The sequence below is a fragment of the Bradyrhizobium sp. Ses1 genome (assembly GCF_059512365.1).
Window position 1 is genome coordinate 1 of sequence record NZ_JCAMOQ010000064.1, and the last position, 23,053, is coordinate 23,053.

The following is a 23,053-nucleotide window of genomic DNA, read 5'->3' on the forward strand; positions in this document are numbered from 1 at the left end:
TGGTCGGAGCGAAAGGATTTGAACCTTCGACCCCTAGTCTCCCAGACGCGGGAAACTCGTTGTTTTTTCTCAACATTTTCTGGAAACTGCCTAAAGGCATCGGCATTGATTCCAAAAGACAATTTATCGCGTCTGTAAACCAATTTTGCCCTCCCGATAGTCCTCAAGCTTCTGAATTGCGTTCGCTGCCAGCACGCCTCGGCGAGCGAGATAAGCGTCAATGATCTTCTGAGCCTTATCGGTCGTCCATGTCATCGCTTCGGCGATCTCGGGCGCTGTGGCGCCGGCCTCTGCAAGCAGCGTCGCTGCGGTGCCGCGATTGTCGTGGAAATTGAGGTCAGCCGTCTTCACAAAGTCGGCGTTCTCGCCGTGCAGCTTGGCATTCTCCGCGTCCACCTTGTCGCAGTCCTCGCGCCAGTGCTCGTTGAAATACCTCTTGGCGTAGGCCTTCGCGGTTGGCGTCAGCATGACCAGGGCGCCGGTTCGCTCAAGGCCATCAAGGTGGGCTTTCAGTTCGCGGGTGGCCGGAATCCAAAGAAGCTTTCCTGTCTTGCTCGAGCGTATCAGCACCTGGTGCCCGTTGTAGTGGGTCCAAGGGAACTTCCTGATGTCGGCCGCCCGCATGGCTGTATTGCGAACCAGGATCATGGCCGTCTTCATGGCGGGCCTGGCCATCCTGATGAATTGCAGTTGCAATTCCTCTGGCCATACCTTGTCGGCGCGGTCGCTCTTATAGAGCCGCTCAAACGAAGGAATCGGGTGGTGCTTGATACGCCGCTTTTCTTTGGCGAAAGACAGAACGCGGCACAGCGCAGACATCAGGTTGTCGGCCGATCGGAGCGAAGTCTTGCCTAGCTCCTGATGCCAAGCGAGCGCATCCGCGGCGAAAGCGTCGGCATCATCGGCGCTATTGAATGTCTCCTCCGGAACACTGCCCCATTTGGCTTCAATCCGCCGCAGTTTCCAAACATACTCCTTGCGAGAATCGTCGCTCAGGCTGTCGAAGGTGCTCGATGAGTCGAAAAACCGGATCAGATCCGTCAGGGTCTTTTCCCCATTGCGACGCTTTTTCTTCTCAGCGTCCGCAAAACTTTGCGCTAAGTTGCTCTTGTCCAGCGGCAAGCCGGTGACGCGATGATACCAATACTCCTTGATGGAGCCATCGGCCATCCGCTTCTTGACGCGGTGGATGCCCTTAAGCGTGGCCGGATTCTTCTTTCCGCGCATTTTCCGCTTTCCAGCGTTGGTATGGCGAGAGTTCTTCGGATTTTGTCATGATGCCGCTGGCCCGGTCCAGAGCCGCATCGAGGGCCTTGCGATCCCATCTGGCGGTGCCCGGTATCGGACCTGGCACGATACCCTTCGCGCGCCATTGGTCGAAGGCGCCCAAGGTCGCGCATCCACAGTATTCTGCGGCTTCCTGTTTCGACAATCCGCGCTTCACTACCGCGCCTCCGTCTCGGTGGGGTGGGCGATATCGGTGCCTGCGGCCCAGCGCGCCGCCTGGTCTCGCTCTTTCTCGGCCTGAGCCAAATGCTCATCGGCCTCTTGGCGCAGCTTCGCTGCCTCCGCTTCGTGGAGCGCAGCCATCCTTAAGGCTCGCTCGTATCGCGTCCTGATGTATGCCCCAGCTTTCACTTCTCACCTCCCGCGCTTGCCGGGGAGAGGTCCGCACACAGCTCTCGTGCTCGGCGAATATTCTGGTTGTCTGAGAGGTCGCAGTTGGCGACTTGACGGACGAAGGTTTTGAGCCGTTCCAGTTCACGTCCCGTATCACCCAGCAGCTTGGCCATGGCGCGGTGGTTGTCGTTCATGGTGGCGAGGTCGGCGCGGACGCGGGTGATCTCGTCGTCTCGCTTATCCATCAGATCGTTTAGTATCTGGTTGGATGTCTTTAGGTATTCGAACTCGTCACTCATCTCGGCGCGGAGGCGATCGTTCTCGGCCTTCTGCTCCCGGTACATCTTGACAGCTTCTTCCCATGCGCCCCTGAATGAATCGTGGTCGCTCATCGTCCCTCCTCCTGGAGGGGCAGAGCGTGAGAGGCGAGCGCGGCGTCGATTGCCTTGAGCGCCATAGCTACATCAAAGTGAGACCGGAATAGTGCATCTGCCCACAATTCCGGTTTACCGTATCCCTCTTCGCAGCCAGCAATGCTGCATGCACGTATTTTGATGAGAGCCGCTTTCGCTTGTTCCAGCGCCCGCAACGCGGCCGTGTCGGGTGCGGGGGCCTTTACCTCTTCGGTCTCCCACTGCTCGGAGAAACGCGCGTCCAGCTCCGCAACAAATTCGGTTGCGTGATCCCGCGAAGCGTCGGTTATCGGAGCGCCAGCCGAGATATCGTTGATGAAGTCCCGCACTTCCAACAGCAGTTGGAGGCCCTCCCCATCCGCTACGGACAGGGAGGCCGGGGCGGGATGGGCGGGGCGGGGGTATCGGCATCCGTTGTCGCATTCGTAGCCATCGCAGCCAGCGCACTTGGCGACTAGCGGCGAGCGTGAGGAGAGGCGGAGGGCGTTGACGATTAGCGTGCGCTCTTCACGGGTCACAAAATTGAATGGACCGAGATGGCCTTCAAGCCGCTCCGCCAGCTTCTCCAACTCCCTGGCTATAGGGGATGATGTGGTGTGGTTAGCGTGGGTCATTGGCCGCACATCTCCTCTAAATCTTCCATATCGATCGGCTGCGTTTCGATCACTTCGCCGCCAGTTCCTTCGCACCATGGGCAGGGCTCGCTGTGGCCGTCCCATTGGCCGTCCTCGCGGCTGATATGCGTGAGCGTGAAAAGTCGCCCCTCGCTGCCGCAAGCCTCGCAGAGGACGACGCGAGCGTTGCTCATGCGGCCTCGCTAAACGCTTCGATCAGCCCGTCGTGCGCGCGGTTGTAGCCGGCCTCCCACGCGGCCACACGAGCCGGCTGCTTGAAGGGGCAGCGCGGGTGGTTCGGGAATGATTTGGTGCCGCGCATGGCGTCAGCGAACCGGCCGCCAGGGAATGCCTCATAACCGGCGCGCTCGTCTTCTTCGCGCTGAATATCGCGCTTCAACTCGGCGCGGATACGGGCCTGCTCTTTGATGGAAGCAGTCAGCGCATCGCGAAACTCGCCCAACGCCTTGATGAGGTTCGCCTCGCGGTCAACGAAACAGGCGCCCGAAAAGCTGATGATGCCCCCCTCAACAACTTCCTGCCGGTCGATGCCGAGACCGCCGGCGTAACCGAATGGCACACGGCCAGCCAGTATCTCAATGCGCTCGGCCTCGGTGAGGGTAACGCTAGCGGCGCGGACTTCGCCTGCAACGCGGATCAATTTGAACTTCATTGCGATCTCCCGTGTCTGATATTGCGTTTATAACCGTACCCTGTTATATTGTCAATAACCGGGGACGCTTATTTTTGGGAAGGAGGCGAGTTTGACAAATTTTCCGGGGACGGATATGCCGCGACGCATGGGGCGCCCTCCGCTGAGCAAGAAATCGGACACGGTTGAGACCAAGGTCCGGATGACGATCGAAACCAAGCAGCGCATCGAAGCGTTGGTCGGGCCTAACCGCATGGCTGAGTTCATCCGAGAATCCATCGAGCGCGAATTGAAGCGAAGAGAGCGGGCTAAGTGATTGTTGCTGCGCATTCACTGGCGCGGTGAAGATCATTCCGCGTCATGGTTCTGTTCCTTGCGCATTGAAATGGACTTCCGGCGTTTCTTTCTGGTGCGAAAAGGAGATGCGCGCACCGATCTCGCTAAGATGTCACGGTAATATTCGCGCGCTTCGTCCTCGCCCCACTCTCCGAGCCCAGCCTGCCAGTCTGCATCTGCTTCGTCGCCCATCGTCCTCACCCCTTCCCAATCTCAAGAAACGACCCACCCCAGCATTTGCAAAAGCCCCAGTACCATGGCGAAGACGGCGAACGCCTTGCACGCCCACATGAACCGCCTCCACCGCCGTTCGCTGCGCTTTCGACGGCACTTTTCCACATTCCACCCCGGGCTGTACCAGGGCTGAGGTGACGGGCTGAAGATGCCTCCGGCGGGGTACACGTCAGGACCTCCCCACCATCCACGGCCACGCCACGAGCACCCCGAGCGCCAGTAGCCACCCCGGACAGCCCATGAATCCTCCACGAAGGACGTAGAGAGCCGGGAGAACGCCGGGCAGGAGATAGAGGGCGAGGGCGGCTAGCCAGATCATGGCCGGCTCCGAGATGACAGGAGAGCGCGACGGGCGTTACGCGCGTTCGCGCGGCAGTACTCGGCCTCGGCGCGGTTCGCTTCAACTTGGTGAGTGGACCAGCCTCCGCTGAGGCTCTCATTGGCCCATCGCTCCAGTTGGTCAGCCGTCCCATCCCAGCGCTTGGCAGTCTCCTCAAGAGCCCGCACCAATTCTGGATGGCTGTTAACGGCTCGGCAGATCAGGTCGGCGTTGGCTTTCGGGTCGTCGCCATTGAGCCACATCGACGCGATCGGCTTGCCGGTGCTATCCGTTGCGCGAACGATCAAGCCGTTCTCGCCTTCGGTAACTCGCCACGGCCCCGGCGAGCTCTCTGGCTTCCGCTCGGTGGGGGTCATAGGTTGGCCTCGATCCACGAAGCGATGTCCGCGAAGGACTTGCCATCGTCGTTCATCGTAGAGACAGCCATTTCCTTATTGTGGTCGAGACCGCAAAACGCCATAACTGGCCACGGCATGTAGATGTCGTCGTATTCCCCATCGACGGAATACACATGCGTTTGGCCATCTGGCTGCCGACGCCACTCGCCGGTGGCGGCCAAATCACAGAGAACGCCCAGGCAGCAATACATGTCGTCCTGACGCAGCACTCTTCGGCCCTGCTTGTAATCACCACTCCGCAGCGCCTCGACCCATCGCTTCTTCAAATCTGCATCCATTGTCTGTCCTCTCTCCGATCGTGTGCGAGACGCATTAGCGAGGGGGTTAGGGCGCCGCCGGCCGGCTCGGAATCGGATCGCCATTGAAGCGACGGCCCGGGATCTTGCGGCGCTGCTCTTTCGGCTTCCGCGCTTTGACCGGCTTCGGCCGCTTCACAGGCGAATGCATGAACTCACGGATAGCGCCGCCGGATTCGATCCAGAGTTTCGCGGCGAGCCGAAATGGATCGATGCCGTGAACCTCGCGCCAAAAGCGCTCCTCACCGATCTTGTGTTGGGCGAGCGTCCCAGACTGGTGGTGATAGTTGCAAAGCGGTACCGTCCACTTGTCGTCGGGCTTCTGCTGCATGCCGGTTTGGTCTTTGCCGATCGCGATGCATCCCATGCGGATATGCGCGGCCTCGGCCGGTCGATTGCAGTAGCCGATGCAGCACGGCTGCGCGCGCACGTAGCGCAGGTGGGCTTCGTCTCTCTGCCTTGGATGGCGCTGGCGGAGCTCGCTCATTGCACGCGCCTCGCGCGCTGCTCGAGGTTGTCCCCGTGCGAGTGGAGGTCCATGTCGTCGGCGCGCCGGCTCCGGCCTTCCACGAGGCCGATGCCGTACCCGATCGCGAACAGCGAAAATGCGACGAGCGCGAGGATGGCGATGAGAGGCTGATCCATCACACGTCACCCATCTCTTTCGCGATCAGGATTTGCTTCGCCTCCGCCAGTGCATCGTCGAAGTGATTGAGGACGACGCGGGATTGAAACCGCTCTGGCGTGCTCAGCAGGCATTCGATCACGTCGACGTCGGACGACGTGTCGAGTCCGTCGTGAAGGATCGCGGCGACCAGGTGCGCCGCCATGCAATCGACGATCTCGGCGCGGCTCATGGATTCCAGCGGACGGCGGAACGGGACAACCGACGCGACATGCTTGTTCATCAGGCGGACTCCCCATAACGGAAGCGTTCGGACTGGCGCCGGCCGGCGCCGCGAATGCGGGCATTGACCGAATGGCAGACGAGCCGGAGGCGATCCCAGGTCGCGCGCTCGTCGGCGGTGAAGGCGGGATCCTCTTCATCGAGCGGGAATGGGTAGGTCGGCAGCAAGCATTTCCGGACGAGCCACGCGGGCATGATGGCGAGCACAAACCGGCCTTCGCTCTCCGGCAAGATGATCGAGTTGCGCGGGCCAAGGAATTGCGGGTCGCTGCTCAGCGACCGCCCGACGCGGATCGAGGACGGGTTCTCCCGCGCGTCCGGCTGCTTCACCAGCAGCGTGCAGACGTAATCCATGCTCTTGTAGGAACGGTAGTCGAAGTCCGTCCGCGGATCGTCGCGCTTCGCCGGAACGAGCTTCTTCCGCCGGCTACACAGTTCGATCAGCTTCGCGCGGTCCGCCTCGGCCTGGGTGGGCGCGCCGATGGCCTTCCGACCCGCCTCGGTGATCCAAGGATGCTCGCCGATAAACCGCACGTAGCCCGCGCGCTCCGCCGCCTGGATGGCCGGATAGAGCTTCACGACCTGCGACGGACGGCAGCAGTAGCCGAGATGATCGGCGGCGCCGGCGCGGAGGAGGTCGACGACTTCAGGAGCGAGCTCAGTCATGGGCGGGCTCCTCGAGGACGAGGGTTGCCTCAATGAACCCGGCGAGGATCAGCTCGGAGATGATGAGCAGCAGGATGACGGTTTGGTACGTGCTCATTACGCGCCCCCGAAAACGAGCGCGGAAATAACGAGCACCGACGCGCAGAACGCGACGATCACACTGAGGTCAATGGTAGCTTCGACGAGGTCGGACACGGTGTCCTCCAGCGATCTGATGGAGGACACAATAGTAGGATTGCTATTATGCTGTCAATAGCAAAAATCCTATCAGTAAGAATGATTCTAATAAAAATAGCTACGATCAGACGATCGTAGCCATACACCGACCAGGATTGTATGGAGCCGCAAAGCTACGGGAAGTAATTCCCAACGGTGCGATGCACCACCTGCCACTCGCTCTTTTTAAGCTGAAAGTCCTTCGGCGGGTTGTGCTGGCGGACCTTCCAGTGCGTCTCGGTCTGACCACGATACTCCTTGATCATCGCGAGATTGGTGCCGTCTTCGAGGTGGCTGCGAAATACACAAGAGTCGCCTACGCGCGCCGGCATGTGAGGATTCACCAGCGCAATGGATCCGTGCTTGTGCTCTGGCGCCATCGAGTCGCCAGATACGATCATTCCGTATCCGTCTCGAACCCGTAGAAGTACGGCCGGACGAACATCCCAGTCTACTGCAGCTTCTGACACAATTAACGCCCCGTCTTGCCCTCCCTGCGCTGTGCCAAATATTGGGAAGTCCATTTGTCCGCCGAATAGATCGGCGCCTGGCACTGTTCGCGGCTGGAAAGATTGAGGCGGATGTGCGGTAAGGTCAACTGAACTTTCGCGTGCGGTCGTCGCTTTCTTCTCATAGCTGCGCTTCGGCAGCACGGTAGAGGAGGGCCCACGAAGTTCATCTTCGGGAACATCCAAAATTGTGCCCAAGCTGATGCGATCGCGCTCGTGCAACTCGCGTGGCAGCCCCTTCTTGAGGAACTGGTATAGGTATGAATGCGCGCGGCCCATCTTCAGCGAGGCGTCCTTCATTGAAAGACCCTTCTCGGCCAGCTTATCCAGAATCAGCTTTCGAACCATGTCCATGCCGCCGTTTATAGGATAATACCTATTTTCCATCCCGGCTGAAATTTCCTATTGACGTAATAGTAATCTTGCTATTACAGCTTCCTATTATGAAGCTGCATCCGACGATTGCTGACCTGGTCAAAGAGATCGACGCCTTCATTGAGCGCGAGGGGATCACCGCTACTGAATTCGGGTGGCGGGCGATTAAGGATCCGAACCTTTATCGGTCGCTCAGGAAGGGACGGAACCCGCGGCTCGAAACGATGGATCGCATTCGCGCGTTCATGCGCGAGCGGCGCGGGGTGGCCGCATGACCCCACTGAATTCCATTTCAGCCTCCCATCCGGAGACTGAAGCGCCGGCCGCAACCACGCGCGCCCCCAGCCCCCCTCGTGACGCGGCCGGCGCAATCACATCCCGAGCGAAAGCAACCGAAGGCAAAGCCGGAACGGCTGGTGTCACAGGCACCGTAAGACGATCTACCGCCGGAACGGGGTTGCGAGTAGACGTGTCAGGCGCGGTCCTGACTGCAACGTCTGAGTTTATGGACGTGACGGCGGGAGAGACCGCATCCAATTCAACGAGCTTTTCCTGCGTCAAGACTACATCAGGAATCGGAAGCGCGAGTGACGCTAGCGCCATGCTCCATCCCGGGGTCGTAGATGGGCCAACCGCATTAGCCTTGCAGGCCGGGACAGCGGTGACAGCCGGAGAGACGGCGCGTTTCCTCCCTGACTGCGACGGCGCTTCGGCGTCGTCGCTTCTTTCTTCATGCGACGCCGAACTCGACGCCGCTATCAGCGCGCTCGAGGCCGAATGGCTCGCGCAAGGCATCTCTCTTTGCAGCTTAGCCAACCAGAACAACGCCAGCACGTTGCGCACTGCTGCGGCGAGTGAAGCGTCTTCTGCTGATTTGTATGCCGCGTAGTTCATGAGCGGACGATGCCGTGTGGCGTCGTCGGCTCCAACTTAAAACGATCGAGGCCCGAAACGTGAACGCCAGACCGTATCGCCAGCAGGACTATCTCGCGCTCAAGGCCGCCACGCGCCGCGCAACGGCGGAAGCCGGGACGCTCGCCGAGGTCGCCAAGCACACGCGCACCCACGGCAGCATGCTCAGCAAGTACGGCAATCCGAATGAGCATGAATTCGCTCCGATTGACGTCGCGATGGATCTCGACGCGCTTGCGGGCGACGACCGTATCCTGCGCGCTTGGGCGGAGATGCGTGGCTATGACCTGGTGAAGGATGAGCGCGGCGTCGCGGTGGAGAGCATGGCGCAGCACGTCGGCTCCGTCGGTCGTGAGAGCGGCGAACTGATTTCGGAGATGTGCACGGCGCTCGCGGACGGCAAGGTCACGCCAAACGAGGCGCTTCGCATCGAAAATGCGGGAGAAGACCTCAAGGATAACGTCACGCGCCTGCAGGACGACTGCCGGCGCATCCGCGCGAAGGCCTGACGAACGAAAGGGCAGGGCAAATGCATCACTCAGCAATCTATGACCCGCGCAGGTCGGCAACGACGGAGCAACTGCGCGAGGCGGCTGCACAGGCCGCGCGTAGACAGCGGATGGCGGCTGCAGTGCCATTGTCCAAGCCGATCGAGATTGCGCCGGCGCCGACGATCGCGGAAGCCGCCCCTGTCGCGCAGTCCGAGCCAGCGGTGGCGCCTCCGATACCGAATAGCCTCATGATGGCGGCGCATCGCAGCATGGACCGGCTCATCCCAATGAGCCGCATCGAGGTAGTGCAGCGGTCCGTTCTACAGATATTCCCAGAGATATCGCTCCGAGAACTCAAATCGGGTTGGCGGTTCGCAGACATCGTCCGAGCGCGCCAGATCGCGATGTATCTCGCCAGATCGATGACAGGGCAGTCTCTGCCGGAAATTGGGCGCCGGTTCGGCGGCAGGGATCACACTACCGTGCTGCACGCAGTGCGGAAGATTGCCACGCAAATCCAGGCCGACAAGGTGCTGGCAAAGCAGGTGGCGGATGCGCGCGCCATCGCCGAAAACCGATTGAGGGACCTCTGATGTTCTGGACCGAGGAGAAGATTTCCGAGCTCAAGCGTCTCTGTGGCGAGGGGATGTCGGCCTCCCAGATCGGCGCGCAGATTGGTGCGACGCGAAGCGCGGTGATCGGAAAGGCATATCGCATCGGTGTCAATCTTAACGGCCGCGGCGGTGTGCCCGCCGGCGGCCGGAACAAGAACGCCAAATACTGGACCGATGAAGAAGTGCAGAAGGTGCGCGAACTCGCTGCGGATGGCAAGTACGCGCTCCACATCGCCGACATCATGGGCGTCAAGTTTCATCAGATCCTATCGCTGGCGGGCAGGCACGGCATCGACATGAATCGGTACACGCCAAGCCAGGAAGCCGATCGCAAGATGATCCTCGGCGCCAGGCTGAAGCGCAAATACGCGCGGCGGAACGAAAAGCGTCGTGAGGCCGCCGCGGCTGTCAATCCGATTGTCCGGATCGGCGTCACCAGCCGGACTCATCCATCATATCGCAACCAGCTTCCGCGCCTGCCGGAAATGTCCAAGGCCGAGTTGCGCGCCATGCTGGCGCAGGCGGTGCGCAATACGGCGGAGGCTCGGGCCTGATGCAGCCGCAACAGCTCTCATTCGACGACTACGCGGCCGCCCAGGCCGTCCGCGCGCGTGATGTAGGTATGCTCGAGGCCGAATTCGCCGAGACGTTGACCGGTTCGGACTTTGCGGAGGTGGCTTACGCCGCGATCTGCCATATCGCGCGGAGACAGGCCGAAGTTCACATCGACGATCTGCTCCGGCATCTGAAGGTCAAGCCGAGCCACCCGAACTGCATGGGGCAGATTTGGCGGCGTGCCATCAAGGACGGCGTGCTGTTGAAGACGAACAGCATCCGACCGTGCTTGTCCGATCCCCTTAAGCATCTCCATAACTATCCGGTCTATGCGAGCGGCGTATTCCGCGGGAGGTCGACGTGAGCTTCGATATCGGCGCCCACAACCGAACTCACGGCATGAGTAAGACGCCGACCTATAAGACTTGGCTCAAGATGAGGGAGCGCTGCTGTAACCCGAAGGCAGTCCAGTACAAATGGTATGGGGCGAAGGGCATTACGGTTTGTGATCGTTGGCTCAACTCATTCGAGAACTTCTTGGCCGACATGGGCGAGCGGCCCGTCGGCAAGACACTCGATCGGGAAGATCGATCCAAGGGATATGAACCCGGAAACTGTTGCTGGGCAACCCATCAAGAGCAGACGTTCAACCAGGCGAAGACGATTGTCGTGGTCATCGACGGCGAGGAGATGAGCCTGACGGAGGGCGCGCGCCGCCGCGGCGTCAGCATGAACCGCGTCCATAGGCGCATGACCGAAATGGGGCTCACGTTCGACGAAGCCTGCCAGGCCGGCGACCGCAGATTCAAATCATCCGGGAGGGCTGCGTGACCGTTGTCGCTTCGAATTATGTCCGCAAGGAAAATGACCTGTATCAAACCGAGCCGTGGGCGACGGAAGCGCTCCTGCGTCATTTCCCAGTCGGCATCGGACATGTGGTTTGGGAGCCTGCCGCGGGCAACCATATGATCGCCGACGTGATACGAGATCACGGCGCCAAGGTCGTCACGAGCGATATCGCGACCTACGATCGCGCGCATGACAGCTATTTCGATTTCCTGTCGCCGCTCAGCGCCGCCAGCACGCACCCGCGGAACTTCAACGCGATCTACACCAACCCGCCATACGGGGTGCAAAATCGTGACGCGGTGAAGTTTGCCAGGTTGGCCTTGAAGCGCTGCGCGGGCTGGGTGGCGCTGTTACTGACCGCGAAATTCGACTTCGGCAAGACGCGAGCTGACCTCTTCGCCGAGAATCCGCGCTTCTGCGCCAAGATCGCATTGGTCGATCGGATCCAGTGGTTTCCCGGCGATACGTCAGGCACCGAGGACCATGCTTGGTACGTCTGGGGACCGGCGCCGGGTCTCGGCATCGGCCGCGCGCGGCTCATTTACGAAGGGCGTGGCGCATGATCGCGAGCGAGATCCTAGCATCGGCTGCTGAACTCGTCTGCGGCGACCGAAAGGCGGCCTATGGCGATGTTATGGACGGCCTTGGCCGCATCGCGTTGATGTGGAACGGGCTCCTCACCATAGCAGGGAAGGCGCCTAAGCGGCCGATCGACGAGCACGATGTCGCGCAGATGATGTCGAGCCTGAAGCAGGCGAGGGCCTACACGGGCCCGCTGCGCGCCGACAACCACATCGACCAGTGCGGCTGGTCGGCGATCGCCGGCGAGGCGGCGCAGCGGCTGCAGAAATGACGATACGGCCCGGGAAGCGCATACCAAAAGCCGACCGGGACGACATGGCGCGGATAGCGCTCAGTATCCGGAAGACGTGCACCACTCAGGAAGAGGCGCACAGAGTCGTCTCCGGGATGTTTCGAGTGAGTAGGACCACCGCGCGGCATTTGATCGTGCGCGGGAAATTTCTGGCTGTGAACGAGAAAGACACTGCGGCATGACGGCTGAACAGGTACAACAGCTCCGCGAATTGCTCGCCGCTGGCAAGGTGGCGGATGAGAAGCTCAATCCCGATCGCGTCTTCCTGCGCGGCTGGAACGAGGGAATCGCCTTCGCCGCGCAGCAGCTCGAAAAGATCATCAAGGGGGCTGCCGCATGACGCATTGGTGGAGGGCATACGACGACGCGATCGACCACCCGAAGCTGTTGCGGCTGTCGGATTCGGAGTTTCGCGCCTGGTTCACGCTGCAATGCATCGCTTCGGCCAACGGCGGCGTGCTGCCGCCGACGGACGACATCGCGCTGCGGCTGCGCGAGAAGCCGGCCAAGGTCGCTCTGTGGCTGGCGGTGCTCGTCAAGGCCAAGCTGGTCGACAATGTCGACGGCGTCTTCCGTCCTCACAATTGGGACGGCAGGCAGTTTCAATCCGACAGCTCAACACCAAGGGTGAAACGTTTCAGGGATAAACAACGAAACGCTTCAGGTAACGGCAAACGAAACGTTTCAGAAACGGGCAGTGAAACGGCACCAGAGCAGAGCAGAGCAGATTCAGAAACAGAGCAGAGCAGAGCAGAGGGCGGCTGCGCGCCGGTTGATGAGGATTTGAAGAGGAGGGCGTCGGCCGTCGGTGCCGCTGTCTCAGCGCTGTTCCTGGGCAGGCAGTTGCCGATCCCGAACCTGTCCCGATGCGAGCATTGGCTCCGCGAGGGCTATGCGCAGGGGACGATCCTCGCGGCGGTCGAGACCGTGCTGAAGCGCGGCACCAAGCCGGCGACGCTGGACTATTTCGACGGGGCAATCCGCGACGCGCACGCCAAGGCGCCGCCGGCCGCCGGCCTTCAGGTCGTGTCGCAACAGGTTTTCATCGTCGAAGGAACGATGGAATGGGCGTGCTGGGATCAGCACCTGCGCGCGACGACGGGGCGAGGATCGCCCGTAACCGACAACCGGGACGAAAACGGCCGCCTGCGCCGCGGCTGGTTTAGGCCGACGCTCGTTCCTGAAGGATACGACGAGGCGACCGGCGAACGATTGCCACGAGAGGCGGAGGATGCGGCGTGAGCTGTGGCGTCGGTAAGGGATGGCGACGCTGGCGCAATCAGGCCGGCCAGAGGGCGAAACTCCAGCGCGTCGCGGATGAACTGAAGGAGCGCTTCGGCAAGCGTCCGGCGCAGCAGCCGAAAAAGACGATCAAGAGCAGCATTCGAAATTGAGGGACATGGAATGGGTGAGCAGTATTGGGCGGCCTGCCAGATGGTCTCGGGTATGGAGCGAAAGGTGCGGACCGAGATCGAGAAATTGGAGCGCGGAACGTTCCTGCCGGCATTCATGCGCACGCGGATTACGAGGGGAAGGAAGTCGGATCATGCGCTCGCGGCAGTTCCTGGGTACGTTTTCTTTCGCACCGATTCCAAGGGCTGGAGCCAGATCAGGCACATAGAGGGCGTGCAGCGGGTACTCGTCTCGGATGAAAAGGCCATTCCTGTCGCGAATGACGAGATGATGAGGATGGTGCTGCAGGACTTCTGCGGCGAGCTGAACGACGCGGTGATCAGCGCGCCTATCGCGACCAAGTCGCGCCGACGGAGCCGAAAGCCACGGCCGAGCAAGCGTGCAAGGATGGTGCAAAAGGAAGCGGCATGACCGAAGCGGATCTGATGCGCAGGATCGAGCTCGAAAGGGCGGACGCCGCTCGGACTGCGCTGGAGAGTGCAGCCGAGGCGCTGGAAGCGCGGCACGCCAACAAGACATACAAGCGCGCTTGGGAAATTGCGGCTGAATTGATCAGGGAGCTGAAGCCGCGTTAGCGAAACGTTTTAGCGAAACGTTAGTAGAACACTAACTGACAAATCAGCAACGCTTCATGCATATTCGCAGCAACGGATATCGATGTGCGGTCTCATCCCTTTCCGATCCCTCCGGGCACTGCCTCCGAGAAAAATCGGATAGGCGCTGATGGATTAATGTGCCCGAAGTAATCTCGTTCTGGTTTTGTTTCACGTGAAACGCTACGTAGGATTGACATGGGCCTGACAGAACCGGACGCGTGGGTTATCTGCGTCGGCATGGTCGACGTCACCATCCTGTCCATGTTCTTGTTCCTGTATTTCAGGAAACAGAATGGGTGAAGTGATCCGCGTTTCCTTCGGGAAGCCACCAAGCGACGGCGGCAAGTTGCGTATACGCCGCCGTCGCAAGGTGCTCTTTGCGCAAGAGCCTGTCGACGATCTGGTGATGCTGCACGCTGACACGGCGCCGAGCGAGTACGTCGCGCCGGATGGTGACTGTGCCTAAGTTGACAACGCTGAGGCCGCGCCTCGGCACCGCAGCGCCGCGGCTCAGCTATGCTGCAGGCGATGAGAAGGCGGCTGATCGACGCCGCGAGCAGCTGTCACCATGGCGCGCATGGTACCGCACGCCACGATGGCGGCAGCTGCGCCTAGAGATATTCGTTCGGGACAACTACACATGCCAGCGCACAGGTGAGCTGTGCAGCGGCAAGTATCCCGATCCAAACAGTCCAGTGGCGAACCACAAGAAGCCACACAAAGGCGACCCAGCGCTGTTCTGGGACACCAACAACATCGAGACGGTCACCAAGGCTGTGCATGACAGCCTCATCCAGGCCGAGGAAAGAGCAGCCGAGAGGTAGGGGGGCGGTCGGAAACTTCCGAGCCGCCTCCCTACGGCACCGGCGGCCACCTCACGCAGAGATTTTTTCCTGGGTGGAGAAATGCGAGGTGCGTACCGTCCTGCGTACTGAAAATGGCAGATGAGAAAAAGCCCATCGATTGGGATGGGATCAAAAGAGATTTCTGTTCCGGATCAATGTCTAACCGCGAACTCGCGGTGTGGTACTCGATCTCGGAAGGCGCGATCCGGAAGCGCGCGAAGAAAGAAAACTGGGTCAAGACCGGTACGCAGCCGAAAGCGCGTACCGAGCCGGAGACGATCGTCATCACGCCGACGCCGGTCACGCCGGAGACGACCAGCCCTGAGGCCATAGTCGGGCGCGGGCGGAATCTGACGCTACGGATGCTCGACGAGCTCGACGCGACCACGTCGAGGGTCGGTGACTTGGAGGCGATCATCGATATCGCGGTCGACGGCGAGGAGCCGGAGAAGCAGAAGGAGGCGCTGCGCCAGGCGGTATCGCTGAAGCAACGCGCCGAGGTTCTGAAATCGCTGGCTCTGGCTGCGAAGACGCTGAACGAATCCGGCGCCGCTGCCGATGGCGGGAAGAAGGCCCAGCGGCAGCGGTCGGCCGAACAGGTTGGTCAGCCCGGGAGCAAGTTTGCGCCGCCGGCGCCGCCTAAATCGGTTGCGACGCACTGATGGCAAAGCTGGAGTGGTCGACCGCCTGCCCAGATTGGCGGGAGCGGATCGTCAAGCGGCGCTCGCTGATCCCGAGCCCGCTATTCGCCGATGAGGCGGCCGCAGCGCTCGAGGTGTTCAAGTCACTGCGGATCGTCGACGCTCCGGGAAAGCCGACATTCGGCGAGGCGTGCGAACCGTGGGTGTTCGATTTCGTCGCCGCGATCTTCGGGGCGTATGACGCGGACAGCGCGCGGAGGCTGATCCGAGAGTTCTTCCTGCTGATCAGCAAGAAGAATTCAAAATCGACGATCGCGGCCGGCATCATGGTAACGGCGCTGATCCGGAACTGGAGGCATTCGGCCGAGCTGCTGATCTTGGCGCCGACGATCGAGGTCGCGAACAACGCCTTCCATCCGGCGCGCGACATGATCCGCGAGGATCCAGAGCTGGATTGGGCGCAGGGCGGTATCCTGCACATCCAGGATCACATCCGGACCATCACGCACAAGCTGACCAACGCCGTCTTGAAGGTGGTGGCAGCCGATAACGAGACCGTGTCCGGTAAGAAGGCGGCGTTCGTCCTGGTCGACGAGCTTTGGTTGTTCGGCAAAAAGGCGAACGCCGACGCGATGCTCCGGGAGGCGACCGGCGGTCAGGTGTCGAGGCCAGAGGGTTTCGTGATCTACCTGTCGACGCAGGCTGACGCCGAACCGGCCGGTGTCTTCAAGGCGAAACTGGATTACTTCCGCGGCGTCCGCGACGGCACAATCGAAGACCGCAAAAGCCTGCCGGTGCTGTACGAGTTTCCGGAGGAGATGGTCGAGAGCGAGGCTTATCTCGAGCCGGGCAATTTCTACATCACGAACCCGAATATAGGTCGCTCGGTCGATAAGGAGTGGCTGATCGACGAACTCCGCAAGGTCAAGGACGCGACCGGCGGCGAATATCAGGTCTTCCTCGCGAAGCATCTGAATGTTGAGATCGGCCTTCGGCTGGCGAATAACCGGTGGGGCGGCGCGAAATACTGGGAAGGTCGCGCCAACAAAGCGCTGCGTGACCTCGACACGTTCCTCGGCCGGTGTGACGTGGTTGTCGCTGGCGGCGACGGTGGCGGGCTCGACGACCTTCTGGGTCTGGTTCTGCTGGGCCGCGACCGTGACACACGGAACTGGCTCCTCTGGGCGCATGCGTGGGCTCATCCCGATGTGCTCGAGCTGCGCCAGGAGATCGCGCCGCGGCTCCGGGATTTCGAGAAAGAGGGCTCGCTGACGATCTGCAAGCATCCCACGCAGGACGTCGAGGAGCTCGCGAACATCATCGAGCGCGTCAACCGCGCCGGGCTTTTGCCGGAAGAGGCGGCGGTCGGTCTCGATCCATTCGGTGTGACAGCAATGATCGAGGAGCTGATCGCCCGGGGCGTGGAGGAGAAGCAGCTTCTCGGCATCGCTCAGGGCTACAAGCTCAACGGTGCCGTGCTGGGGCTCGAGCGCAAGCTCGCCGACGGCACGATCGAGCATGACGGCTCGGCCATGATGAATTGGGTGGTCGGCAATGCGAAGGTCGAAAAGCGCGGCAATGCCGTGCTGGTGACCAAGCAGATTGCCGGCAAGGCGAAGATCGATCCTCTGATCGCGGCGTTCAACGCGGTGATGCTGATGTCGAGAAACCCGGAGGCGACCGGCGGCGGCATGGAGGACTATTTCAAGTCTCTGGCGGGCGCGGCATGAATCTTCTTCGCAAGATGGCAGATGTGGTGCGCCGGCTTACGATGCGCGAGCCAGATGGCTGGCGTGATCCGGGTATGGCTGGCGCTGCCGGGGAGGTGGTGACCGACCATTCGGTTCTCGCCCTCTCGGCGGTATGGGCCTGCATTAACCTTATCTCGGGGACGATCGCCTCGCTTCCGGTCATGGTGTACCGCACCCATCCGGACGGCTCGCGTGAGGTAGCGAAGGATCATCCGCTTTACCGCGTGCTGCACGACAGCCCGAACTTCGACCAGACAGCCGTCGACTTTTGGGAATTCATCTGCGCCTCGATTGAGCTCTGGGGCAACGGATATGCGGCCATCAGTCGTGGCGCCAAGGGTATCTCGGCTCTGACGCCGATCCTGCCGTCATGCATGTCGGTGAAGCGGCTGTCGAGCGGCACGATCCAGTACCAGTGGACCGATAACGGTAAGACCTACACGGAGACGGACGCGCGCGTCCTGCATGTCCGCGGCTTCGGCGGAAACCCGCTCGGCGGAATGTCCACTTTGCACTTCGGGCGGCATGCATTCAGCCTAGCCCAGGCGATCGATCGCGCGGCCGGCGCCACGTTCCAGAACGGGATGCGGCCGTCCGTTCAGCTCGTTTTCGAAAAGTGGCTGACCGCGGAGCAGCGCGAGCTCGCCAACACGACGCTCACGGAGAAGTATCTCGGGGCGATGAACGCCGGCCGACCGTGGGTCTCAGAAGGGGGAGCCAAGGTCGAGGCCATCTCGATCAATCCGGAAGACGCCCAGATGCTGGAATCGCGTGGCTTCTCGGTCGAGGAAATCTGCCGCTACTTTGGCGTCCCGCCGTTCATGATCGGGCATACCGAGAAGTCAACCAGTTGGGGAACCGGCCTGGAGCAGCAAACGCTCGGATTCCAGAAGTTCACGCTTCGGCGCCGGCTGAAGCGGATCGAGCAGGCCTGCGAGAAGCAACTGCTCACGCCCGACGACAGGGCGCGCGGCATCGCTGTCGAATTCAATCTGGAGGGCCTCCTGCGGGCCGATAGCGCGGGGAGGGCCAGGTTCTACCAGCAGATGACGGCGATCGGCGCCATGACGATCAATGAAGTTCGGGCGCTGGAGAATCTGCCTCCGGTCGAGGGTGGCGACGTGCCACGCATGCAAATGCAGAACATCCCGATCACGGAAGCCGGGCAGGAAGCGCTGCCGGCGCCAACGCCATAGGGGATAGACCCATGAAGACCAAGGATTTCGCCTTCAAGGTCAAGTCTGCCGACGACGCCGGGCAGATCGAGGGCTACGCGTCGGTGTTTGGCGTCCGGGACAGCTACAATGAGGTGGTGACGCCGGGCGCGTTCGCCGACAGCTTGGCGAAGCACCAGCGCGAGGGCACCTATCCGTTAATGCTGTGGCAGCACAACCCGGATGAGCCGATCGGCGTCTGGAACGAGCTCGTCGACGACGGCAAGGGGCTCTATGGCAAGGGCCAACTGCTGCAGGGTGTCCGCCGCGCCGACGAGGCGCTGATCATGCTGAAGGCGGGCGCGATTCAGGGCATGTCGATCGGCTATCGGGAGGTCGACGTCGAGCCGGCGGATGCCGGCGGCCCGCGCAAGCTTTTGAAGCTCGATCTGCTCGAGGCTTCAATCGTGTCGTTTCCAGCGAACCGGCGCGCGCGCGTCGAGTCCGTGAAATCCGAGGGCAGGCTTTCCGATTTCGCGCAGCGCCTGCGCGATGGCGAGCCGCCGTCAATCAAGGAATTCGAGGATATCCTGCGCGATGCAGGGATCCCGAAGGCAATGGCCGTACAGATCGCCTCTGTCGGCTATTCGAAGGCCATTCGGAGCGAGTCCGAGGGCGAGAAGGCGATTGAACCATCAGCTTTCATGCGGGCGCTGCTCGCTAGCTGATCCTCCTCTCCGTTTCCGAAAAGGAATCCCACAATGAAGATGCTATCGCATCGAGCGTTTCCGCTCGCCGCATTCTGCGTGCTTGCCGTGGCCGTGGCCGCTGTCTCGGTCCTCTGCTTCGGCGTAACCGCCCATGCCAGCGATCTGCTGGTCATCACCGCGAGCGCGGCTGCCGGCGGCCTCGACAACAAGTCTGCCGAGCAACTCGCCTCGGAAGTGAAGGCTGCATTCCAGCAGTCTGTCGACGCCGTTAAGGCGATCGCCGACGAAGCTCTCGGCAAGGCCAAGGCAGGTGAAACCCTGACCAACAGCCTGAAGGAGAAGGCCGACGAGGCCTTGATCAAGATGAACGGGCTTTCCGAGCAGCTTGCCGAGGTCGAGCAGAAACTCGCTCGGAGTGCCGGAGGTGGCGATGAAGGCGAGAAGTCCATCGGCGAGCAGTTTGTCGAAAGCGAGGGCTTCAAGGCCTTCCAGGCGACCGGCTTCTCCAAGAATGCCCGCGCGGCCGATCTGAAGATCAAGGCTACCCTCACTTCGGGGACCACCGACACGGCCGGCGCCGTTGGTGCCGCGATTGCCCCGACGCGACTGCCCGGGGTTCTGCCGCTGCCCCAGCGGCGTATGACCGTCCGCGACCTCATCACGCCTGGCCGCATGGACGGCAACGCGCTGGAGTACGTGAAGGAGACCGGCTTCACCAACAGCGCGGCGCCGGTCGCTGAGGGTGCGGCCAAGCCGGAGTCGGATATCAAGTTCGCTCTGATCACCACCTCGGCCAAGGTCATCGCGCACTGGATGAAGGCGTCCAAGCAGGTGCTCGATGACATCGCGCAGCTGCGTTCCATCATCGACAACCGCCTGCTCTATGGGCTGGCTTATGTCGAGGAGAACCAGCTGCTCAACGGCGACGGCACCGGGCAGAATCTGCACGGCATCTTGCCGCAGGCGACCGCCTACGCCGTTCCGGCCGGCCTGACTGCACCGACCCCGACCACGGAAATCGATACGCTCCGCATTGCCATGTTGCAGGCGGCGCTCGCCGAGTTTCCGGCGACGGGCCACGTCCTCAATCCGATCGACTGGGCAACCATCGAGCTGACCAAGGACACGCAAGGTCGCTACATCATTGGCAACCCGCAAGGCACGGCGCAGCCGACGATGTGGGGTCTGCCGGTGGTCGCCACCCAGGCTATGGCGGTCGGCACGTTCCTGACCGGCGCCTTCCGCCTCGGTGCGCAGGTGTTCGATCGCTGGGATGCCCGGGTCGAGACCGGATACGTCAACGACGACTTCACGAAGAACCTCGTCACGATCCTCGGCGAAGAGCGCCTTGCTCTGGCTGTGTATCGCCCCGAGGCCTTCGTGACCGGCGATATCGCGCCGGCGGCTCCGTAGTAGTTGGCCCATTGGAGCGGGCGGCGCTATCCGTCCGCTCTTTCCTGGAAGGAGCAGAGCGATGAAGTTCTACGTCATGCGTCAGCATATCGGCGACAAGCCGTATGCAAAGGGCGATATCCGTGAGGCGGACGAAACAGAGGTGAAGCACCTCGTTGAGGCCGGTGTTTTGTCGAAGGACCCGCCGAAGGCAAAGGGCGAGGTGAAGCCTAAGAACAAGGCCGAAGCCGCGCCGAAGAACAAGGCAGCCGAGTAGCCTCGATGTATCGTCCCGTCCTCGTCGCGCCTCCCGCGAGCACGCCTGTCACATTGGCGGAAGCCAAGATGCATCTGCGTGTCGACCACGACGACGAGGACGCGCTGATTTCATCCCTGATCTCGGCGGTCACGGATCATCTGGACGGCTGGACGGGAATTCTTGGCCGCTGCCTGGTAGAGCAGCAGTGGCGGCAGGACTTCGATGCGTTCGCGCAGTGTCTCCCGCTTCCGCTCGGGCCGGTGATGGATATCGTCAGCGTAACCTGGCGCAGCAGCACCAACCAGTCGTCTCCGGTCGATGCCAGCACGTACACGCTGAGGACTGACGGCGGTGGCAGGTCCTTCGTCCGGTTTAAGAATAGCTTCAGCGCGCCCGATGATCTCGACGAAAGGGCTGCGGTCAGCGTGACCTACAAGGCGGGCTATGAAACTGTGCCGCCGGCGATCAAGGCCGCGATGCTTCTGCATATCGGGACCCTGTACGAGCGCCGTGAAGCGGTCGCGGACGGGTCTCTGGCAGAGTTGCCCATGGGGGCAGCGATGCTGATCGCGCCGTATCGCGCGAGGGTGGGATGACCTCGGCCGGAGATCTCAGTCATCGCATTGCCTTTGACAAGCGGCAAGACGTCGACGACGGCTATGGCAACACGCAGGCCGATTTCGTCGAGCAGTTCGTCGTTTGGGCGGGCGTCCAGGCGAAGTTCGGTGGCGAGACGGTGACAGCGGCGCGGCTCGCCGGGCAGCAGCCCATGACAATCACGGTGCGCCAGAGCTCGCAGACGGAGCAGGTTACGACGGATTGGCGCGCTCGTGATGCCAGATCTGGATTGGTCCTAAACATCCGATCCATCGTCGATCCTGACGATTCTGGGGCCTATTTCGAAATGCTCTGCCAGTCTGGGGTCGCGACTTGAAGACCGTCGTGATGAGCCGAACATTCGATTATCGCCCGCGCGCGGGCGTCATCGTCGTTTACGAGGGTGGTCAGCGGTATGACCGCGTACCCGAGGCCGCGGCGCGCGCGATCGTTGCCGCGGCCGCCGGCAGCGTCCTGAAGGGCGCCGATCTATTGCCGGCGGTGACGATCGGTTCTGAGGTGGTCGAGAAGTGACAAGCCCGACACTTGAACTGCAGGGCGCGATAGTCGCGCGGCTCAAGGGCTTTGCGGGGCTGACGACGTTGGTCGGGAATCGCGTGTACGACAACGTTCCGCAGAGCACGGCGTTTCCTTACGTCTCGTGGGGGCCGGAGCAGGCCATATCCGATGATGCTGACTGCATCACCGGCTTCAACGTCACGATCCAGCTCGACGCATGGTCCCGCACTGTCGGCCTTCCTGAGGTTAAGCAGATCGCGGAGCAAATCAGGCTCGCGCTCCATAACTACGATCTTCCGCTGACCGGCAATGCATTGGTGTCAATCGAGCACAGCCAGACGAGGACGTTTCGGGATCCCGACGGCTTAACCAATCACGCGGCTGTGGAATTTTCTGCGTTCATCGAACAGCCATAGGAGACCACCACCATGAAGCCTACAACTGCGCGTTTCGGCAAGTTCAAGGTCCTGCTCGGTGACGGAGCGTCGCCGATTGTCTACACGGCGCCGTGCGGCTTCACGTCGAAGTCGCTAACGCTAACCAAGAACCTTTCCGAAGTTTCAATTCCAGATTGTGATGACCCGGACGCCGTGGCCTGGCTTGGACGAGATGCGACCAGCCTTTCGGCGTCGGTGACCGGAGAGGGCGTTCTCGCTGCGGAGTCCGTCGACAAGTGGCTGGACGCCTGGGAGAACGCCGAGAGCGTTCCGGTGAAGATCGAGGTCGAATTCCCGGCCAAGACCGTGACCTGGACCGGCTTCATGCATGTGGCGACGTTCACCACCGGTGCCGAGCAGGGCGGCCGCGTGACGGCGAACGTCGAGATGCAGAGCGACGGCGAACTTGCCCGCGTATCGACTCCGGTGACGCCTTGAGCCGAGACGCATCCGTTACGCTCGCCTGGGGCGATGGTGATCATCACTTTCGTCTCGGGTGGGGCGAGCTCGTGAAGATCCAGGAAGCTTGCGACGCTGGACCCTTCGTCATCCTGCAGCGGCTCAGGGATGGCACCTGTCGGCTTGAGGACATCTCTGACGTTATCCGCTGGGGTCTCGTTGGTGGCGGCCTCAAGCCAGCCGAAGCGACCAAGCTGGTCCGCCTGTATGTGGAGGGCCGGCCGCCGGCGGAAAGCAGGTTGACAGCTTACGCTGTAATGGCGGCTGGCTGCCAGGGCGCACCCGAGGAGCAGATCGAAAAAAAATCAGAGGCTCCGGATCGGGAGAACCAATCGCAAACCTCCCCAACGGAAAGGTCCGGTTCGGAGCCATCTATGCCTTCGGAGCCAAACTGAACATCACGCCACAG

At 61.6% G+C, this 23,053-nt stretch carries 42 protein-coding genes; 27 read left to right on the plus strand and 15 right to left on the minus strand.

The window, feature by feature from the left end; all coding sequences use genetic code 11:
* Window positions 1-123 precede the first annotated feature (123 nt).
* The 15 genes from AC5ZG5_RS40395 to AC5ZG5_RS40465 form a co-directional block, all read right to left on the minus strand.
* Window positions 124-1,227: a site-specific integrase gene (locus AC5ZG5_RS40395; protein ID WP_456642216.1), complete on the minus strand. Its 1,104-nt coding sequence runs from the start codon at window positions 1,225-1,227 to the stop codon at window positions 124-126.
* Window positions 1,196-1,444, minus strand: a complete 249-nt coding sequence (locus AC5ZG5_RS40400; protein WP_456642217.1) for a hypothetical protein — start codon at window positions 1,442-1,444, stop codon at window positions 1,196-1,198. The genes AC5ZG5_RS40395 and AC5ZG5_RS40400 overlap by 32 nt, the downstream gene beginning before the upstream one ends.
* Window positions 1,444-1,590 carry a hypothetical protein gene (locus tag AC5ZG5_RS40405; protein ID WP_456642218.1) on the minus strand — a complete coding sequence of 49 codons (147 nt, stop codon included), beginning with the start codon at window positions 1,588-1,590 and terminating at the stop codon, window positions 1,444-1,446. The genes AC5ZG5_RS40400 and AC5ZG5_RS40405 overlap by 1 nt, the downstream gene beginning before the upstream one ends.
* A gap of 44 nt (window positions 1,591-1,634) precedes the next feature.
* Window positions 1,635-2,012, minus strand: coding sequence for a hypothetical protein (locus AC5ZG5_RS40410; RefSeq protein ID WP_456642219.1), 378 nt, complete (start codon window positions 2,010-2,012; stop codon window positions 1,635-1,637).
* Window positions 2,009-2,647 (minus strand): hypothetical protein, encoded by a 639-nt coding sequence (locus AC5ZG5_RS40415; protein WP_456642220.1) that lies wholly within the window; start codon window positions 2,645-2,647, stop codon window positions 2,009-2,011. The genes AC5ZG5_RS40410 and AC5ZG5_RS40415 overlap by 4 nt, the downstream gene beginning before the upstream one ends.
* Window positions 2,644-2,841 carry a hypothetical protein gene (locus AC5ZG5_RS40420; RefSeq protein WP_456642221.1) on the minus strand — a complete coding sequence of 66 codons (198 nt, stop codon included), beginning with the start codon at window positions 2,839-2,841 and terminating at the stop codon, window positions 2,644-2,646. Before AC5ZG5_RS40420 ends, AC5ZG5_RS40415 begins: the two co-directional genes overlap by 4 nt.
* Complete coding sequence (locus AC5ZG5_RS40425; protein WP_456642222.1) at window positions 2,838-3,320, minus strand: hypothetical protein; 483 nt, start codon at window positions 3,318-3,320, stop codon at window positions 2,838-2,840. The genes AC5ZG5_RS40420 and AC5ZG5_RS40425 overlap by 4 nt, the downstream gene beginning before the upstream one ends.
* A gap of 327 nt (window positions 3,321-3,647) precedes the next feature.
* Window positions 3,648-3,827: a hypothetical protein gene (locus tag AC5ZG5_RS40430; RefSeq protein ID WP_456642223.1), complete on the minus strand. Its 180-nt coding sequence runs from the start codon at window positions 3,825-3,827 to the stop codon at window positions 3,648-3,650.
* A 357-nt stretch (window positions 3,828-4,184) separates the two neighbouring features.
* Window positions 4,185-4,565, minus strand: a complete 381-nt coding sequence (locus tag AC5ZG5_RS40435; protein WP_456642224.1) for a hypothetical protein — start codon at window positions 4,563-4,565, stop codon at window positions 4,185-4,187.
* Entirely contained in the window at window positions 4,562-4,885 is a 324-nt protein-coding gene (locus tag AC5ZG5_RS40440; RefSeq protein ID WP_456642225.1) for a hypothetical protein, read from the minus strand. Before AC5ZG5_RS40440 ends, AC5ZG5_RS40435 begins: the two co-directional genes overlap by 4 nt.
* A 46-nt stretch (window positions 4,886-4,931) precedes the next feature.
* Window positions 4,932-5,390 carry a DUF968 domain-containing protein gene (locus tag AC5ZG5_RS40445; protein WP_456642226.1) on the minus strand — a complete coding sequence of 153 codons (459 nt, stop codon included), beginning with the start codon at window positions 5,388-5,390 and terminating at the stop codon, window positions 4,932-4,934.
* Window positions 5,387-5,548: a hypothetical protein gene (locus tag AC5ZG5_RS40450; protein WP_456642227.1), complete on the minus strand. Its 162-nt coding sequence runs from the start codon at window positions 5,546-5,548 to the stop codon at window positions 5,387-5,389. The genes AC5ZG5_RS40445 and AC5ZG5_RS40450 overlap by 4 nt, the downstream gene beginning before the upstream one ends.
* Window positions 5,548-5,811 (minus strand): hypothetical protein, encoded by a 264-nt coding sequence (locus tag AC5ZG5_RS40455; RefSeq protein ID WP_456642228.1) that lies wholly within the window; start codon window positions 5,809-5,811, stop codon window positions 5,548-5,550. The genes AC5ZG5_RS40450 and AC5ZG5_RS40455 overlap by 1 nt, the downstream gene beginning before the upstream one ends.
* Window positions 5,811-6,476, minus strand: coding sequence for a hypothetical protein (locus AC5ZG5_RS40460; RefSeq protein WP_456642229.1), 666 nt, complete (start codon window positions 6,474-6,476; stop codon window positions 5,811-5,813). Before AC5ZG5_RS40460 ends, AC5ZG5_RS40455 begins: the two co-directional genes overlap by 1 nt.
* Window positions 6,477-6,826: 350 nt before the next feature.
* Entirely contained in the window at window positions 6,827-7,588 is a 762-nt protein-coding gene (locus AC5ZG5_RS40465; RefSeq protein WP_456642230.1) for a S24 family peptidase, read from the minus strand.
* A 56-nt stretch (window positions 7,589-7,644) separates the two neighbouring features.
* Here AC5ZG5_RS40465 and AC5ZG5_RS40470 point away from each other — a divergent pair, with 56 nt between their 5' ends.
* The 27 genes from AC5ZG5_RS40470 to AC5ZG5_RS40600 all read left to right on the plus strand — a co-directional run bounded on the left by AC5ZG5_RS40470 (window position 7,645) and on the right by AC5ZG5_RS40600 (window position 23,039).
* Complete coding sequence (locus AC5ZG5_RS40470) at window positions 7,645-7,851, plus strand: hypothetical protein (RefSeq protein ID WP_456642231.1); 207 nt, start codon at window positions 7,645-7,647, stop codon at window positions 7,849-7,851.
* Between the two features lie 386 nt (window positions 7,852-8,237).
* The gene (locus tag AC5ZG5_RS40475) at window positions 8,238-8,465 is read left to right on the plus strand and encodes a hypothetical protein (protein ID WP_456642232.1); all 228 of its coding nucleotides are present in this window, start codon (window positions 8,238-8,240) and stop codon (window positions 8,463-8,465) included.
* Window positions 8,466-8,529: 64 nt separating this feature from the next.
* Entirely contained in the window at window positions 8,530-8,997 is a 468-nt protein-coding gene (locus AC5ZG5_RS40480) for a phage regulatory CII family protein (RefSeq protein ID WP_456642233.1), read from the plus strand.
* Window positions 8,998-9,017: 20 nt separating this feature from the next.
* Window positions 9,018-9,572 (plus strand): helix-turn-helix domain-containing protein, encoded by a 555-nt coding sequence (locus AC5ZG5_RS40485; RefSeq protein WP_456642234.1) that lies wholly within the window; start codon window positions 9,018-9,020, stop codon window positions 9,570-9,572.
* Window positions 9,572-10,147, plus strand: a complete 576-nt coding sequence (locus AC5ZG5_RS40490; protein WP_456642235.1) for a GcrA family cell cycle regulator — start codon at window positions 9,572-9,574, stop codon at window positions 10,145-10,147. Before AC5ZG5_RS40485 ends, AC5ZG5_RS40490 begins: the two co-directional genes overlap by 1 nt.
* Entirely contained in the window at window positions 10,147-10,512 is a 366-nt protein-coding gene (locus tag AC5ZG5_RS40495; RefSeq protein ID WP_456642236.1) for a hypothetical protein, read from the plus strand. The genes AC5ZG5_RS40490 and AC5ZG5_RS40495 overlap by 1 nt, the downstream gene beginning before the upstream one ends.
* The gene (locus tag AC5ZG5_RS40500; protein ID WP_456642237.1) at window positions 10,509-10,979 is read left to right on the plus strand and encodes a hypothetical protein; all 471 of its coding nucleotides are present in this window, start codon (window positions 10,509-10,511) and stop codon (window positions 10,977-10,979) included. The genes AC5ZG5_RS40495 and AC5ZG5_RS40500 overlap by 4 nt, the downstream gene beginning before the upstream one ends.
* Window positions 10,976-11,560 carry a hypothetical protein gene (locus tag AC5ZG5_RS40505; protein WP_456642238.1) on the plus strand — a complete coding sequence of 195 codons (585 nt, stop codon included), beginning with the start codon at window positions 10,976-10,978 and terminating at the stop codon, window positions 11,558-11,560. Before AC5ZG5_RS40500 ends, AC5ZG5_RS40505 begins: the two co-directional genes overlap by 4 nt.
* Window positions 11,557-11,850 (plus strand): DUF6378 domain-containing protein, encoded by a 294-nt coding sequence (locus AC5ZG5_RS40510; RefSeq protein WP_456642239.1) that lies wholly within the window; start codon window positions 11,557-11,559, stop codon window positions 11,848-11,850. Before AC5ZG5_RS40505 ends, AC5ZG5_RS40510 begins: the two co-directional genes overlap by 4 nt.
* A gap of 199 nt (window positions 11,851-12,049) precedes the next feature.
* Complete coding sequence (locus tag AC5ZG5_RS40515) at window positions 12,050-12,211, plus strand: hypothetical protein (protein ID WP_456642240.1); 162 nt, start codon at window positions 12,050-12,052, stop codon at window positions 12,209-12,211.
* Window positions 12,208-13,113, plus strand: a complete 906-nt coding sequence (locus AC5ZG5_RS40520) for a hypothetical protein (RefSeq protein WP_456642241.1) — start codon at window positions 12,208-12,210, stop codon at window positions 13,111-13,113. Before AC5ZG5_RS40515 ends, AC5ZG5_RS40520 begins: the two co-directional genes overlap by 4 nt.
* Window positions 13,114-13,275: 162 nt before the next feature.
* Entirely contained in the window at window positions 13,276-13,695 is a 420-nt protein-coding gene (locus AC5ZG5_RS40525; RefSeq protein WP_456642242.1) for a transcription termination/antitermination NusG family protein, read from the plus strand.
* On the plus strand, window positions 13,692-13,859 hold the full coding sequence (locus AC5ZG5_RS40530) for a hypothetical protein (protein WP_456642243.1): 168 nt from the start codon (window positions 13,692-13,694) through the stop codon (window positions 13,857-13,859). The genes AC5ZG5_RS40525 and AC5ZG5_RS40530 overlap by 4 nt, the downstream gene beginning before the upstream one ends.
* A gap of 313 nt (window positions 13,860-14,172) precedes the next feature.
* Window positions 14,173-14,346, plus strand: coding sequence for a hypothetical protein (locus AC5ZG5_RS40535; RefSeq protein ID WP_456642244.1), 174 nt, complete (start codon window positions 14,173-14,175; stop codon window positions 14,344-14,346).
* Window positions 14,339-14,704 carry an HNH endonuclease gene (locus tag AC5ZG5_RS40540; RefSeq protein ID WP_456642245.1) on the plus strand — a complete coding sequence of 122 codons (366 nt, stop codon included), beginning with the start codon at window positions 14,339-14,341 and terminating at the stop codon, window positions 14,702-14,704. Before AC5ZG5_RS40535 ends, AC5ZG5_RS40540 begins: the two co-directional genes overlap by 8 nt.
* Before the next feature lie 176 nt (window positions 14,705-14,880).
* On the plus strand, window positions 14,881-15,387 hold the full coding sequence (locus AC5ZG5_RS40545) for a hypothetical protein (protein WP_456642246.1): 507 nt from the start codon (window positions 14,881-14,883) through the stop codon (window positions 15,385-15,387).
* Complete coding sequence (locus AC5ZG5_RS40550; protein ID WP_456642247.1) at window positions 15,387-17,096, plus strand: terminase large subunit; 1,710 nt, start codon at window positions 15,387-15,389, stop codon at window positions 17,094-17,096. Before AC5ZG5_RS40545 ends, AC5ZG5_RS40550 begins: the two co-directional genes overlap by 1 nt.
* Window positions 17,093-18,313: a phage portal protein gene (locus AC5ZG5_RS40555; protein ID WP_456642248.1), complete on the plus strand. Its 1,221-nt coding sequence runs from the start codon at window positions 17,093-17,095 to the stop codon at window positions 18,311-18,313. Before AC5ZG5_RS40550 ends, AC5ZG5_RS40555 begins: the two co-directional genes overlap by 4 nt.
* An 11-nt stretch (window positions 18,314-18,324) precedes the next feature.
* A complete protein-coding gene (locus tag AC5ZG5_RS40560; RefSeq protein ID WP_456642249.1) occupies window positions 18,325-18,999 on the plus strand; it encodes an HK97 family phage prohead protease in 675 nt (224 codons plus the stop codon).
* Between the two features lie 33 nt (window positions 19,000-19,032).
* Window positions 19,033-20,394 carry a phage major capsid protein gene (locus tag AC5ZG5_RS40565; protein ID WP_456642250.1) on the plus strand — a complete coding sequence of 454 codons (1,362 nt, stop codon included), beginning with the start codon at window positions 19,033-19,035 and terminating at the stop codon, window positions 20,392-20,394.
* A gap of 61 nt (window positions 20,395-20,455) precedes the next feature.
* Window positions 20,456-20,650 carry a hypothetical protein gene (locus tag AC5ZG5_RS40570; protein WP_456642251.1) on the plus strand — a complete coding sequence of 65 codons (195 nt, stop codon included), beginning with the start codon at window positions 20,456-20,458 and terminating at the stop codon, window positions 20,648-20,650.
* A gap of 5 nt (window positions 20,651-20,655) precedes the next feature.
* Window positions 20,656-21,228: a head-tail connector protein gene (locus AC5ZG5_RS40575; protein ID WP_456642252.1), complete on the plus strand. Its 573-nt coding sequence runs from the start codon at window positions 20,656-20,658 to the stop codon at window positions 21,226-21,228.
* Window positions 21,225-21,566, plus strand: coding sequence for a phage head closure protein (locus AC5ZG5_RS40580; protein ID WP_456642253.1), 342 nt, complete (start codon window positions 21,225-21,227; stop codon window positions 21,564-21,566). The genes AC5ZG5_RS40575 and AC5ZG5_RS40580 overlap by 4 nt, the downstream gene beginning before the upstream one ends.
* An 11-nt stretch (window positions 21,567-21,577) precedes the next feature.
* Window positions 21,578-21,763, plus strand: a complete 186-nt coding sequence (locus AC5ZG5_RS40585; RefSeq protein ID WP_456642254.1) for a hypothetical protein — start codon at window positions 21,578-21,580, stop codon at window positions 21,761-21,763.
* Window positions 21,760-22,164: a DUF3168 domain-containing protein gene (locus AC5ZG5_RS40590; protein ID WP_456642255.1), complete on the plus strand. Its 405-nt coding sequence runs from the start codon at window positions 21,760-21,762 to the stop codon at window positions 22,162-22,164. Before AC5ZG5_RS40585 ends, AC5ZG5_RS40590 begins: the two co-directional genes overlap by 4 nt.
* Window positions 22,165-22,176: 12 nt before the next feature.
* Complete coding sequence (locus AC5ZG5_RS40595; protein ID WP_456642256.1) at window positions 22,177-22,623, plus strand: phage tail tube protein; 447 nt, start codon at window positions 22,177-22,179, stop codon at window positions 22,621-22,623.
* Entirely contained in the window at window positions 22,620-23,039 is a 420-nt protein-coding gene (locus AC5ZG5_RS40600; protein ID WP_456642257.1) for a gene transfer agent family protein, read from the plus strand. The genes AC5ZG5_RS40595 and AC5ZG5_RS40600 overlap by 4 nt, the downstream gene beginning before the upstream one ends.
* The last annotated feature ends 14 nt before the right edge of the window (window positions 23,040-23,053 follow it).